Consider the following 12,931-nt stretch of genomic DNA (forward strand, 5'->3'; position numbering starts at 1 on the left):
AAGCCGGCTCAGCCTAGACCCGATACGCACGTCACACCCGCGCCCCGTGGGCCGCGGATCGGGCCGCGGTGCGCAAGGATGGTCGGATGCGGATCGTGGTCCTGACCGGGGGGATCGGTGGCGCCCGGTTCCTGGTGGGTGTGCGCGCCCACGCGCGCGAGATCGGTGCCGACGTCACGGCGGTGGTGAACGTCGGCGACGACGTGCGCATGCACGGCCTGCAGATCTGTCCCGACCTGGACAGCGTGATGTACACGCTGGGCGGCGCGGCCGATCCCGAGCGCGGCTGGGGCCGCGTCGGTGAGACCTGGGTCGTCAAGGAGGAGCTGGCCAGGTATGCCGCCGAGCCGACCTGGTTCGGCCTGGGCGACAAGGACACGGCCACCCATCTGGTACGCACGACGATGCTGAACGCCGGCTATCCCCTGTCGGCAGTCACCGCGGCCCTGTGCGCACGGTGGCAGCCGGGCATCACCATGCTCCCGGCCACCGACGACCGGCTGGAGACCCACGTGGTCGTGGACGTCGAGGGCGAGCGCAAGGCCATCCACTTCCAGGAGTGGTGGGTGCGCTACCGCGGCGACGTGCCCACGCACCGGTTCGTCTTCGTGGGTGCGGAGGCGGCGAAACCGGCGGCCGGGGTGCTGGAGGCCATCGGCAACGCGGACGTGGTGCTGGTGGCGCCGAGCAATCCGGTGGTCAGCATCGCGCCGATTCTCGCCGTACCGCTGCTCAAGGAGACCGTCCTGGACGGCCCGGCACCGGTCGTCGGGGTGTCGCCGATCATCGGCGGCGCGGCCGTGCGCGGCATGGCCGACCGCTGCCTGGCCACCCTCGGCGTCGAGGTGAGCGCGGCCGGGGTCGGCGGCCTGTACGCCGGCCGCACCGACAACGGCCTGCTGGACGGCTGGCTGGTCGACACGGCCGACGAGGGCACGACGATCCCGGGCGTGACGACCCGGGCGGTGCCGCTGTGGATGACCGACGAGGCCGCGACGGCGCGGATGGTCGCCGCGGCCCTGGAGCTGGCGGGGGTCGCCTGATGGACGGTCTCGAGGTGCTGCCGGTGCGCGGCATCGGCGACGTGACGCCCGGCGACGACCTGGCCGCGCTCATCACCGCCAACGCGCCCTGGCTGCGCGACGGTGACGTGCTGGTGGTGACCAGCAAGATCGTGTCGAAGGCGGAGGGCCGCCTGGTCGAAGTGCCGGCCGACGGCCCGGAGCGCGAGGAGGCCCGGGAGCGGGCCCTGCTGGCCGAGACCCGCCGGGTGGTGGCCCGACGCGGGCCGACGGCGATCGTGCAGACCCATCACGGCTTCGTGATGGCGGCGGCGGGCATCGACGCGTCCAACGTCGACAAGACCCACCTGGTGCTGCTGCCGGCGGATCCGGACGCCTCGGCCCGCGCTCTGCGCGACGCGCTGATCGAGCGGGGCCTGCGGGTGGGCGTGATCGTGTCGGACACGATGGGCCGGGCGTGGCGCAACGGCCTGACCGACGTCGCGCTGGGTGCGGCGGGCATCGAGCCGCTCCGCGACCATCGGGGCGAGATCGATCCGTACGGCAACGAGCTGCAGCTCACCCAGATGGCCGTGATCGACGAGCTGGCCGGGGCGGGCGAACTGGTCAAGGGCAAGAGCGACCAGGTGCCGGTCGCGGTGGTGCGCGGCTACCCGGGAGCGGGCGCCGAGCAGGGTGCCGGCGCGGTCGCTCTGCTGCGCGACGCGGCCAGCGACATGTTCTCCCTGGGTACGGCGGAAGCCCGGGCCGCCGGCCTGCGCACCGCGGCGACCCTCCCGGATTCCGCGGACGCCGAGGCCCCGCACGCGGCTGACAGTGCGGCGATCGGCCGCGCCCTGACCACTGTGGCGGAATCGCTCGCCGCGGGCACCACCGTGGAGACGAAGTCGCCGGGCGTGCTGCGCTGCACTCCCCAGGACGTGACGGCGGCGGGCCTGATGCGCTTCGGTGCCGACGTCCACCGCCTCCGGGCCGCCCTCACCGCCGAAGCCCTGTCGTCCACCGTCACCTACGACGCCTCGACCGCAGTCCTCACCGTCGCCAGAGCCTGACCCGCCCGAAGGATGTCGCCTTGACCCTGTTCGACGATGCCGCCGAGACGCTCGGCCGCTGGCAGGCCACCTCGGAGGCAGCCGACCTCGCGCGCAAGCGCACCCTGGAGCTGCTCTCCGCCGGCCCCGTCGCGATGACCCGCGAGCACCGGCCGGGGCACGTCACCGCCAGCGCGCTCATCGTCGACGAGCAGCGCCGCGTGCTGCTCTGCCTGCACGGGCGGCTGGGCATGTGGATGCAGGTCGGCGGCCACTGCGAGCCCACCGACGGCACGCTGGCGCAGGCCGCGCTGCGCGAGGCGACCGAGGAGTCCGGGATCGCCGGGCTGCGGCTGGACCCGGACCCGATCGACGTCGACATCCACCCGGTCCGCTGTGCGCCGGCCGCGGGCGAGCCGGCCGGGCCGACCCACCACTACGACGTGCGTTTCGTCGCCGTCTGCCCGCCGGGCGCGGTCGAGCAGATCAGCGACGAGTCGGCGGACCTGGCCTGGTTCAATGCCGGCGAGCTGCCCAGCCCGCTGGCCGACGGTGTCGTCCAGCAGCTGGCGCCGGCCTTCGCCCGCCTCGCACCGGCCGGGCCGGCTCAGATGTAGTGCAGGTCGCCCTTGTTGCGCAGGTCGTCGACCAGCGATTTCACTTCCTGGGCGCGGTCGCGCGGGCAGACCAGGACCGCGTCCGGGGTGTCCACGATGATCAGGTCGCGGACGCCCAGCGCGGCCACCAGCCGGCCGGAGTTCGGGACCACGACCAGGTTCTCCGTCTCGCGCAGCAGCACCGACTGCTTGCCCGACGGGTCCTGGCCGACCACCACGTTGCCCGCGTTGTCCGCGGCCAGCACCTCGCCCAGGGTGTGGAAGTCGCCGACGTCGTTCCAGCCGAAGTCGCCCGGGACCGTGCCGACCCGGCCCACCGCGGCCGCGCCTTCCATCACCGCGTAGTCCACCGAGATGCGGGGCAGGTTCTGCCACACCTCACCCAGGACCTCCTCGCGGGACGGCGTGTCCCAGGCCTGGGCGATCCGGGCGATGCCGGCGTACAGCTGCGGCTGCTGCCGGGCCAGCTCCGCCAGGAAGACGTCCACCCGCCAGACGAACATGCCCGCGTTCCACAGGTAGTTGCCCGACTTCACGTAGCTCTCGGCCACGTCGTAGGAGGGCTTCTCCTTGAACTCCTCGACCGCCAGGACCGAGCCCTCGCCGACCGGGCCGCCGCACTGGACGTAGCCGTAGCCGGTCTCCGGGCGGGTCGGGGTGATGCCGAGGGTCATCAGCAGCCCCTGCCGGGCACCGGCCATCGCCTGCTCGATCACGGCGATGAACCGGGGGCCGTCGGCGATCAGGTGGTCGGCGGCGAACGAGCCCATCAGGGCCTCGGGCTCGCGGCGGGCGATGACCGCGGCCGCCAGGGCGATGGCCGCGCAGGAGTCGCGCGGGGACGGCTCGACGATGATGTTCTCGACCGGGACCGCGGCGAGCTGGCGGGACACCTCGACCGCGTGCGCGACGCCGGTCACCACCAGCACCTTGTCGGGAGCGGCCAGCGGGGCCAGCCGGTCGACGGTCGCCTGCAGCAGGGAGGCGTCCGTGCCGGTCAGTGGGTGCAGGAACTTGGGGTGACCGGCCCGCGAGAGCGGCCATAGACGAGTACCACTGCCACCTGCGGGAATGACGGCGTACAGGGCGCCCTGGTTCTCACTCATGCGCACGGAGTGTAACGAGCGCAGGTTACTGTTGGGCGCCAAGTCTCAGGCCGCCACCCTGTTCCAGGTCGCGACGTGCACTTCCGCGCTGCTCGACCAGTTGAATTCCTTGGCCCGGTCGAAGCCGGCCTTGGCCAGGGTGAGCCGGCGCGGCTCGTCGTGCAGCAGGTCGGCGAGGTCCTCGGCGATACGGTCCGGGTCCTCGGTCGTGTAAGCCACCGCGTCGCCACCGACCTCGGGCAGGGACAGCCGCGGCGTGGTGAGCACCGGCGTGGCGCAGGCCATCGCCTCGAGGATGGGCAGGCCGAAGCCCTCACCGAAGGACGGGTAGCAGGCCACCAGCGCGCCGCCGAGGAAGCCGGGCAGGTCCGCGTACCGCAGGTAGCCGGGGCGCAGCAGGCGCAGGTGCGACGGCACTTCGGCCACCGCCCGGTCGATGTCGTCGTCGTGGCCCTGGCCACCGGCGATGACCAGCGCCGGCGGGTGCGGCCAGTCGGCCACCGCGCGGGCCCAGCCGCGGATCAGGTTGGGCACGTTCTTGCGGGGCTCCTTGGCGCCGAGGAAGGCGACGTAGCCGGCGTCCGTGAGGCCCAGGCGGGCGCGGACCCTGGCCTTCTCCTCCTCGGTCGGCGCGTGGAACGCGGTGTGGTCGACGCCGTGGTAGGCCACGTCGATGTGCGTCGGGTCGGCGTCGAGCAGGCGGATCAGCTCGTCGCGGGTCGCCTTGCTCGGCACGATGACCCGGGCGGCCCGGCGCAGCGAGGTCTTGATCGCGCTGCGGAAGAACGTCCGCTTGGTGTTGTCGTAATGCTCCGGATCGGTGAAGAAGGTCGCGTCGTGCACAGTCACCGTGACCGGGCAACCGGCCCGCAGCGGACAGGTGTAGAACGGCGAGTGCAGCACCTTGGCCCCGACCTGCTGAGCCAGCAGCGGCAGACCGGTCTGCTCCCAGGCCAGCCGGGCCGGGCGGTGCGCGACCGCGGACGGGCCGGCGATGACCTCGGCACCGGTCAGCATCCGGGAGTAACGCTCCGCATCGGAACGCTGCGCGACGACGGCCAGGTCCACCCGGTCCGGGCCGAACGCGGCGAGGGCACCCAGGAGGCCGTCGACGTATCTGCCGACACCACCCCGGTCGGCGGGGACGCTGGTGGCGTCGACGAGGACTCGGGGCGGACGACCGGCGGTCACGTGGCAACTCCTCGGGGGCTGTGGGCCAGACCACTGGCAAGGGTACGCCGCTCGATGGGTCTCGTGTCGACCGCGACGCCGGTGGACTTACGAGGTTCGCGCCGGCGTCGCACAGCCGCGCCGACCCGAGATCAAACGGTCACCCACCGTCAACGGACTATCGTCAGCACCGATGATTGAGACGATTCCGGCGGCCCTCGCGGCGGCCGTGCGCACCAGCCCCACCACTCCCCTGCTGACCTGGTACGACGACGCGAGCGGCGACCGCACCGAGCTGTCCGGCGTGACGATGGACAACTGGGTCGCCAAGACCGCCAATCTGCTGGTGGACGGCGTGGGCCTGGGCTCCGGCGACTCGGTGGCCGTCCTGCTGCCGCCGCACTGGCAGACGGCGGCAGTGCTGCTCGGCGGGTGGGCGGCCGGGCTGGCCGCGGACCTGGGCCCCGACCCGCAGCCGGTGGAGGTGCTCTTCACCACACCGGAGCACGTCGAGATCGCGGCCAGCTGGTCCACCGGCGACCGGTACGCGACCGGCCTGCTCCCGCTGGCCGCCCCGCTGCGCCAGGTCCCGCCCGGCTTCATCGACTACACCGTCGAGGTCCGCGGCTTCGGCGACCGGTTCGTCCCCTCGGCACCCGTCGGCGAGAACGACCGCGCGCTGGCCGGCCCGGTCGAGGAGAGTCACCTCTCGGTCTGCCGCACCGCCACCGAGCGCGCCGCGGAGCTGGGCATCAAGCCCGGCGACCGGGTGCTGGTCGACGCGCGCGCCTACCCCGACCCGGCCGACTGGCTGCTGGCGCCGCTGATCGCCGGGGCCAGCATCGTGCTGTGCGGCAACCTCGACCCGGCGAAGGTCGAGAGCCGGGCGCAGTCAGAGCAGGTCACGCTCCTGCTGACGTGAGGCCGCCAGCCGCTCGAAGGCGGTCAGCGACTCCGGGTTGACCAGGGCGCCCGTGGCGGCGGCCCGGTCGGCCGGGGTGCCGGTGAGGATCCGCTTCACCGGGACCTCCAGCTTCTTCGCCGACAGCGTGCGCGGCACGGCGCGTACCTGATGGATCTCGTCGGGGACGTGCCGGGGCGAGAGCGCCGCCCGCAGCTCGCCGCGGATCCGGCCGCGCAGCCCGTCGTCGAGCTCGGCGCCCTCGGTCAGCACCACGAAGAGCAGCAGCTCGTCCCGGCCGTCGGCGTCGAGGTGCACGACGACCGAGTCGACGATGCCGGGCACGTTCTCCACCACCGTGTAGAACTCCGCGGTGCCCAGGCGCACCCCGCCGCGGTTGAGCGTCGCGTCGGACCGGCCGGTGATCACGCAGGTGCCGTCCTCGGCGATGGTGATCCAGTCGCCGTGGCGCCACACGCCCGGGTACACGTCGAAGTACGCCTCGAAGTAGCGCCGGCCGTCCGGGTCGTTCCAGAACCCCACCGGCATGCTCGGCATCGGCGCGGTCACCACCAGCTCGCCGAGCTGCCCGAGCACCGGCTTGCCGTCACTGTCGTACGCCTCCACCCGCGCACCGAGCGCCCGGCAGGAGATGACGCCCTCGATCACCGGCAGCAGCGGGGTGCCGCCGACGAACCCGGTGCACACGTCGGTGCCCCCGGACAGCGACTGCAGCTGCGGCCGGTCGCCCAGCGCCTCGTTCACCCAACGAAATCCCTCGGCCGGCAGCGGCGCACCGGTCGAGCCCACCCCCCGGATCGCGTGCGGCGGCGGGACGATGCCGGCCTTGCGGCAGGCCATCAGGAACGGTGCGGACGTACCGAAGTAGGTGATGTCCTGCTCGGCGGCGAGCCGCCACAGCGCGCCCAGGTCGGGATGGCCGGGGTTGCCGTCGAACAGCACGATCGCCGCGCCCACCGCCGGGCCGGAGACCAGGAAGTTCCACATCATCCAGCCGGTGGTGGTGAACCAGAAGAACCGGTCGCCGGGGCCGAGGTCGTGGTGCAGCGCCAGCATCTTGAGGTGCTCGAGCAGGATGCCGCCGTGGCCGTGCACGATCGGCTTGGGCAGGCCGGTGGTGCCGGAGGAGTAGAGGACGTAGAGCGGGTGGTCGAACGGGACCGCGGCGAAGGTCAGCGGGTCGTCGCCGTCGAGTTCGGCCCAGTCGCCGCCGCCGTGCAGGTAGCCGAGGCTGATGAAGTGCTCGACGCTGGGCAGCGCGGCGCGGATCTCGGCGACCTCGGCCCGGCGGTCCACCGGCTTGTCGCCGTAGCGGTAGCCGTCGACGGCGACCAGCACCTTGGGCGCGATCTGGGTCCACCGGTCGATGACGCTGCGCGAGCCGAACTCCGGCGCGCACGAGGAGAAGACCGCGCCGAGACTGGCGGTCGCGAGCATGAGGACGTACGTCTCCGGGATGTTCGGCGCGTAGGCCGCGACCCGGTCGCCCGGGCCGACGCCGAGCCGGCGCAGCCCGGCAGCGACCCGCCGGACCTGGTCGCGCAGCTGCCGGGCGGTGACCGTGACCGGCTCCCGGGTCTGGGAGTACGCGAGGACGACCGGATCGTCATCGGCCAGCCCCGGCATCCGCAGCACGTGCTCGGCGTAGTTGAGCGTGGCGCCGGGGAACCAGCGCGCGCCCGGCATGGTCGCGTCGGGCAGCGTCGCGGTCGGCTCGGTGTGCGCGATGACGTCGAAGTAGTCCCAGACCGCCCGCCAGAAGCCGGCGAGGTCGGTGACCGACCACTGCCACAGCTCGGCGTAGCCGGCCGCGTCCACGCCGCGCTCGGCCCGCAGCCAGGTCAGGAACCGGCCCATCCGGGACGTCTCCAGGACGTTCGCCGGCGGGGTCCACAGCACTGTGCCCGTCGTCATGGGCTCACCTTAACCATCATTCACCCCACGGTTTTCCATGGGTTTTCCGCTGCGGGCAGGCTCAGCCGTGGATCGGGCGTCCTGGATCGCCTTGCGGCGGGCCAGGCGGTGCTCCCGGCGGATGATCGCCTCCCGGAAGCGGCGCTCGTCCTCCGGCGACTCCGGCAGCACCGGGGGCACGATCCGGGGATGCCCCGAGACGTCGACGCCGACGAAGACCAGGTACGCGGTGGCCACGGTGAGCGGCTCCCCGCCGGCGGTGTCCCAGCGCTCCCCGGTCAGCTTCACGCCGACCTCCATCGAGGTGCTGCCGGTCCAGTTCACCTGCGCGTACGCGTGCACGAGATCACCGACCCGCACCGGCTCCACGAAGATGATCTCGTCGATGGCGGCGGTGACGGCCGTACCGCCGCTGTGCCGGGCCGCGGCGGCACCGGCCACGTCGTCGACGAACTTCATCAGCACGCCACCGTGCACCGTCCCGTACAGGTTGACGTCGGTGGCGTTCATGATACGGCTGAGGGTGACCCGCGAGTGCGAGGTCGGCCGGCCCGCGGGATGCTCACTCATGGCCGACACGTTACTTCCGCACCGTTGCCGCAGCCGGGTACGGTCCGCACGTGCGCCATCTGAGATCCACCCTGTATGCCCTCGTCCTCGCTCCGGCGGTCTGGATCCTCTGCGGGGTCGGCTTCGACCAGGACCTGACCGGAAGGGCCCGCGACAACGGCGGCATCGAGTCGCTGTCGGGCGTGCTGCTGCTCGTGCTGGCCGGGGCGGCGTACGCGATCCTGCTCTTCTCCCCGATCTCCCCGCTGGGACCGCTGCTGGCCGGCCTGGGCTTCCTCGGCGTGGGCGCCTGGGCCCGGATCGCGCCGGCGTCGTATGCCGGGGTCTGGCCGGAGAACGTGGCCTCGGACGGCTTCGATCTGAGCAGGCCGGGCTACGGCCTGGCGGTACTGCTGGCGGTGCCGATGCTGGCGACGGCGCTGAGCGCGCGGCGCTGGCGCGGCTTCGAACCGCCGGAGATCCTGTTTGTCGGCACGATCGGACGTGCGCGCGGGGCGGCGGCGGTGGCGGGGACGCCGATGGCTTCGGAACGGACCGCGGTGATCCCGCAGCAGCGGCAGGGGTCGGAGTTCGTGCCGGGCTTCGGGGCGCCGTCGGCTGACGCTACGCAGGTCATCGGCCAGACGACTGTGGCTCAGCCGACCGTGGCGCTGCCGGGAGGTTCCGTGGCCGCCGGGTCTTCGGGCGCCGGGTCGTCGGCGGCTGATGAGGATGAGAAGACGACGGTCATGCGGCTCGGTCCGCAGCCGGTCCAGAGCCCTGCACCTGCCGCCGAAGAGCCGACGCAGGCTGTGAACTCGGCCGCCTCTGCCGCCTCTGCCGCCGAAGAGCCGACGCAGGCTGTGACGCCGGGCGGTGAGGAAGCTACCGCGGATGTCGCGGCCGGCGAGGATGCCACCGCGGCCATCCCGGCGCCGGAGTCGCCGAGCGTCGGGGAGGAGACCACTCGCAACGTCACCGCCGGCGAGGCTGCGGAAGACAAGACGACCCTGCTGGTGCTCCCGCCCGTGACCGCGCCGGCCGACGACGACGGGGACGAGAAGACGCAGCTGCTCACGCTGCCCAAGGCCGACGGACCAGCACCGGACCCGACCGACCGGGGCGAACGGACGCAGGTGATCCGGGCCGGCACGGTGGAGCCGCCCGGCGACCGCACTCAGCTGCTGAGCTTCCCGGCACCGGCGGAACCGGTCACGGTGGCGACGCCGATCGCCACCCCCGACGAGCAGAACACGTCAATCGTGGCCGCTGAGCGTCCCGATCCGGGCGAGGACCCGACCACGCGGCTGACACCGGCGGTCAAGCAGCCCGGGGAGGCAACCACCCAGGCGAACGTGGACCGCCCGGCGACAACGGTGACCAGCCTGGAACGCCCGGCCGACGAGGCCGCGGACGACACCCGGCCACTGACACTGCCGACCCAGCGCCCACCAGCCGAGGACGACGCCACCCACCGCCCGTAGCTCAGAAACGACAACTCATCGAGCCCTTACTTACACTTCTTCCAAGAAATGTAAGTAAGGTGCAGAGGTGGTCACTCAAGAGCCCGCCACGCAGCAGTCCATTCCGGTCCCCGCCGCCACATTCGAAGACCAGACGTGGACACCCAACGAGCGCGGGTACTACTCCCGGGCCGAGATGCGCCGCCAGCGCGGGACCTATCAGTCGATCGTCCCGGCGCCGCTGGCTGAATGGCAAGCGGACTTACCGGCTCCCGTCGCCGCCGACGTCGAGGACGGTGCTCGCGCGCTCGTCGACTTCGACCAGCACGCCCTACAGACCCTGGGCGCCGAGAGCCCAGCTCTCGGGCCGATGTCAGCGATCCTGCTGCGCACGGAAAGCTCGTCCAGCTCGCAGATCGAGAACCTCACGACCAGCGCCCGCCAGCTGGCACTCGCCGAGATCGGCCAGAGCGACAAAGCGAACGCCCAGACCGTCATCGGCAACGTCCGCGCCATGGAAGCCGCCCTGCGGCTCTCCGATCACATCGAAGCATCGGCGATCTTGACGATGCACCGCGAGCTGATGGCGCATCAGCCCGGCTTCGAGCGGCACGCCGGACGGTTCCGGGCGGAGATCGTCTGGATCGGGTCGGACAATGCCGGGCCGATCGGTGCCGATTTCGTCGCACCCCACCATGACCGGGTGCCGGCGGCGGTCCAGGACATCGTCGATTTCGCCGAGCGTGACGACCTGCCGGTGCTAATCCAGCTGGCGATCGCGCACGCGCAGTTCGAGACGATCCACCCGTTCGTCGACGGCAACGGCCGCACCGGACGTGCTCTCGCGCAGGCCATGCTCCGGAGCAAAGGACTCGTCGAGCACGTCACCGTGCCCATCTCGGCCGGTCTGCTGACTGACACCAGCACCTACTTCGACGCCCTCAACGCGTTCCGGGCCGGTGACGCCGGGCCGATCGTGCACCGCTTCTCCGACGCGTCGCGCTTCGCCGCCGCCTCCGGCCGCACACTGGTCGACGACCTGGCCGCGCAGCTGACCGAGGCTCGCGACAAGCTGGCCGGCGTCCGGCCGCATGCGGCCGCGTGGCGGGTGCTACCCCGGCTGGTGGGGCAGCCCATCGTCAACGCCAGGTATCTGACCTCAGAGCTGGCGATGAACGATGTCACGGCCCAGCGCACCCTTGAGCTGCTGGCCGATCGTCAGGTCCTGGTGGAGCGCACGGGCCTGCGCCGGAACCGGGTCTGGCAGCACACCGGCATCCTGGATGTGCTCGATAATTACGCATCCACCATCAGGCGCACCGCGCCCTGAGCCACTCGGCGCGGCGCACCTGACGGGTGCCGGTTCAGTCCTTGAGGAGCTGGCGGGCCATGACGATGCGCTGGACCTGGTTCGTGCCCTCGTAGATCTGGGTGATCTTGGCGTCGCGCATCATGCGTTCCACCGGGTAGTCGCGGGTGTAGCCGTACCCGCCGAGGAGCTGGACCGCGTCCGTGGTGATCTCCATCGCCGCGTCCGACGCGAAGCATTTGGCCGCCGCGCCGAAGTACGTCAGGTCCGCGTCGCCGCGCTCGCTCTTGCCCGCCGCCACGTAGGTCAGCTGGCGCGCCGCCTCCAGCTTCATGCCCATGTCGGCCAGCATGAACTGGATGCCCTGGAAGTCGGCCACCGCCTTGCCGAACTGCCTGCGCTCCTTCACGTACCCCTTGGCGAAGTCCAGCGCCCCCTGGGCGATGCCCACCGCCTGCGCCGCGATGGTCACGCGGGTGTGGTCCAGGGTCTTCATCGCCGTCGCGAAGCCGGTGCCCTCGTCGCCGATCATCCGGTCCAGCGGAATGCGGACGTTGTCGAAGTAGACCTCGCGGGTCGGGCTGCCCTTGATGCCGAGCTTCTTCTCCGGGGCGCCGAAGCTGACGCCCTCGTCGGACTTCTCCACCACGAAGGCCGAGATGCCGCGGGAACGGGCGCCCGGGTCGGTGACCGCGAAGACCGTGTAGTACTCCGAGACGCCGGCGTTGGTGATCCAGCGCTTCACGCCGTTGAGCACCCAGTAGTCGCCGTCGCGGACCGCGCGGGTGGACATGGCCGCCGCGTCGCTGCCCGCCTCGGGCTCCGACAGGCAGTACGAGAACATGGCCTCGCCCGCCGCGACCGGGGTGAGGTAGCGCTCCTTCAGCGCCGCCGAGCCGGCCAGGATCAGCGGCATCGTGCCCAGCTTGTTCACCGCCGGGATCAGTGACGAGCTGGCGCAGGCCCGCGCGACCTCCTCGATCACGATCGCGGTGGCCAGGGCGTCCGCGCCCGCGCCGCCGTACTCGGCCGGGATGTGCGGGGCGTGGAAGTCCGACGAGCGCAGGGCTTCGTACGAGGCCTTCGGGAACTCGCCGCTCTCGTCCGCCTCGGCCGCGTTGGGCGCCACCCGGGCGTCGCAGACCTCACGGACCGCCGCGCGGATGGTCTCGTGGTCCTCCGGCAGCTGGTAAACGTCGAATTCAGGCATGGTTGTGGGCCCTCTCCTCTGCGACTCCGGCCTATGTTACCGACGCGTAGGGTGTGCGCACTATCCTTCGCCACCTGCGCTTCGCGCAGCATGGCCAGGCGCGCGGATCGTGATAGCGCCGTCATGAGAAGGTGAATGCCACGTTTCGGCGCAGGTCCCCCTCCCGCGCCCCGTGTGAGTGGAGTTTCTCCCCGTGACCATCCCGTACCCGACCCACCCGGCCGTGCCCGCGTTCGCCGAGGTCGAGCCGTCCTCCGGCGCAGCCCGCCCCCGGCTGGCCTTCCTCGGCACCGGGTACCTCGGCGCGACCTACGCCATCTGCTTCGCCGAGCTCGGCTACGAGGTGCTCGGCTTCGACGTCGACGAGGCCAAGATCGCCAAGCTGGCCGCCGGGCAGGTGCCGTTCCACGAGGCCGGCCTGGACGAGCTGCTGCGCACCAATCTGGCCTCCGGCCGGCTCAGCTTCACCACGTCGTACGAGGAGGTCGCCGACTTCGCCGACGTGCACTTCATCTGCGTCGGCACGCCGCAGCGCGGCGACGGCATGGGCGCCGACCTGTCGTACGTCGAGACGTCGGTCACCAATCTCGCCCGGCGCCTGACCCGCCGGGTGCTGAT

General features: G+C 71.9%; 12 protein-coding genes. 7 read left to right on the forward strand and 5 right to left on the reverse strand.

Annotation, left to right across the window (positions count from 1 at the left end; all coding sequences use genetic code 11):
* Window positions 1–86: 86 nt before the first annotated feature.
* The 3 genes from cofD to Aau02nite_RS01010 are packed head-to-tail and all read left to right on the forward strand — an operon-like array spanning window position 87 to window position 2,670.
* Window positions 87–1,043 carry a 2-phospho-L-lactate transferase gene (gene cofD / locus Aau02nite_RS01000; protein WP_212986361.1) on the forward strand — a complete coding sequence of 319 codons (957 nt, stop codon included), beginning with the start codon at window positions 87–89 and terminating at the stop codon, window positions 1,041–1,043.
* Window positions 1,043–2,074 carry a coenzyme F420-0:L-glutamate ligase gene (locus Aau02nite_RS01005; protein WP_212986362.1) on the forward strand — a complete coding sequence of 344 codons (1,032 nt, stop codon included), beginning with the start codon at window positions 1,043–1,045 and terminating at the stop codon, window positions 2,072–2,074. The genes cofD and Aau02nite_RS01005 overlap by 1 nt, the downstream gene beginning before the upstream one ends.
* A 20-nt stretch (window positions 2,075–2,094) precedes the next feature.
* The gene (locus tag Aau02nite_RS01010; protein ID WP_212986363.1) at window positions 2,095–2,670 is read left to right on the forward strand and encodes an NUDIX hydrolase; all 576 of its coding nucleotides are present in this window, start codon (window positions 2,095–2,097) and stop codon (window positions 2,668–2,670) included.
* Here Aau02nite_RS01010 and Aau02nite_RS01015 read toward each other — a convergent pair.
* On the reverse strand, window positions 2,661–3,776 hold the full coding sequence (locus tag Aau02nite_RS01015; protein ID WP_212986364.1) for a mannose-1-phosphate guanylyltransferase: 1,116 nt from the start codon (window positions 3,774–3,776) through the stop codon (window positions 2,661–2,663). The two genes, Aau02nite_RS01010 and Aau02nite_RS01015, sit on opposite strands and share 10 nt — an antisense overlap.
* A gap of 45 nt (window positions 3,777–3,821) precedes the next feature.
* Entirely contained in the window at window positions 3,822–4,967 is a 1,146-nt protein-coding gene (locus Aau02nite_RS01020) for a glycosyltransferase family 4 protein (RefSeq protein ID WP_212986365.1), read from the reverse strand.
* A 172-nt stretch (window positions 4,968–5,139) separates the two neighbouring features.
* Between Aau02nite_RS01020 and Aau02nite_RS01025 the strand changes: the two genes are divergently transcribed.
* Window positions 5,140–5,868, forward strand: coding sequence for a TIGR03089 family protein (locus Aau02nite_RS01025; RefSeq protein WP_212986366.1), 729 nt, complete (start codon window positions 5,140–5,142; stop codon window positions 5,866–5,868).
* On the opposite strand, the gene Aau02nite_RS01030 is transcribed toward Aau02nite_RS01025, so the two are convergent.
* On the reverse strand, window positions 5,839–7,782 hold the full coding sequence (locus tag Aau02nite_RS01030) for an acetoacetate--CoA ligase (protein WP_212986367.1): 1,944 nt from the start codon (window positions 7,780–7,782) through the stop codon (window positions 5,839–5,841). The two genes, Aau02nite_RS01025 and Aau02nite_RS01030, sit on opposite strands and share 30 nt — an antisense overlap.
* Before the next feature lie 9 nt (window positions 7,783–7,791).
* A complete protein-coding gene (locus tag Aau02nite_RS01035) occupies window positions 7,792–8,352 on the reverse strand; it encodes an acyl-CoA thioesterase (RefSeq protein ID WP_212986368.1) in 561 nt (186 codons plus the stop codon).
* 50 nt (window positions 8,353–8,402) lie between these two features.
* Here Aau02nite_RS01035 and Aau02nite_RS01040 point away from each other — a divergent pair, with 50 nt between their 5' ends.
* Together Aau02nite_RS01040 and Aau02nite_RS01045 are read left to right on the forward strand one after the other, a co-directional pair.
* A complete protein-coding gene (locus Aau02nite_RS01040; protein ID WP_212986369.1) occupies window positions 8,403–9,815 on the forward strand; it encodes a hypothetical protein in 1,413 nt (470 codons plus the stop codon).
* Between the two features lie 67 nt (window positions 9,816–9,882).
* Window positions 9,883–11,124, forward strand: coding sequence for a Fic family protein (locus tag Aau02nite_RS01045; RefSeq protein WP_212986370.1), 1,242 nt, complete (start codon window positions 9,883–9,885; stop codon window positions 11,122–11,124).
* Window positions 11,125–11,158: 34 nt separating this feature from the next.
* Here Aau02nite_RS01045 and Aau02nite_RS01050 read toward each other — a convergent pair whose 3' ends face one another.
* Window positions 11,159–12,313: an acyl-CoA dehydrogenase family protein gene (locus Aau02nite_RS01050; RefSeq protein ID WP_212986371.1), complete on the reverse strand. Its 1,155-nt coding sequence runs from the start codon at window positions 12,311–12,313 to the stop codon at window positions 11,159–11,161.
* Between the two features lie 193 nt (window positions 12,314–12,506).
* Between Aau02nite_RS01050 and Aau02nite_RS01055 the strand changes: the two genes are divergently transcribed.
* Window positions 12,507–12,931 (forward strand): NAD(P)-binding domain-containing protein (locus Aau02nite_RS01055; protein ID WP_246594806.1); only part of this gene is annotated, 425 nt, incomplete at its 3' end.

The sequence above is a fragment of the Actinoplanes auranticolor genome (genome assembly GCF_018332655.1).
Lineage (GTDB): Bacteria > Actinomycetota > Actinomycetes > Mycobacteriales > Micromonosporaceae > Actinoplanes > Actinoplanes auranticolor.

Bases quoted from the DNA above. Each gene is read 5' to 3' on its own strand.
- Aau02nite_RS01030 (WP_212986367.1), bottom strand. From the start codon at position 7,782: ATGACGACGGGCACAGTGCTGTGGACCCCGCCGGCGAACGTCCTGGAG.
- Aau02nite_RS01050 (WP_212986371.1), bottom strand. From the start codon at position 12,313: ATGCCTGAATTCGACGTTTACCAGCTGCCGGAGGACCACGAGACCATC.
- cofD (WP_212986361.1), top strand. From the start codon at position 87: ATGCGGATCGTGGTCCTGACCGGGGGGATCGGTGGCGCCCGGTTCCTG.
- Aau02nite_RS01005 (WP_212986362.1), top strand. From the start codon at position 1,043: ATGGACGGTCTCGAGGTGCTGCCGGTGCGCGGCATCGGCGACGTGACG.
- Aau02nite_RS01025 (WP_212986366.1), top strand. From the start codon at position 5,140: ATGATTGAGACGATTCCGGCGGCCCTCGCGGCGGCCGTGCGCACCAGC.
- Aau02nite_RS01015 (WP_212986364.1), bottom strand. From the start codon at position 3,776: ATGAGTGAGAACCAGGGCGCCCTGTACGCCGTCATTCCCGCAGGTGGC.
- Aau02nite_RS01035 (WP_212986368.1), bottom strand. From the start codon at position 8,352: ATGAGTGAGCATCCCGCGGGCCGGCCGACCTCGCACTCGCGGGTCACC.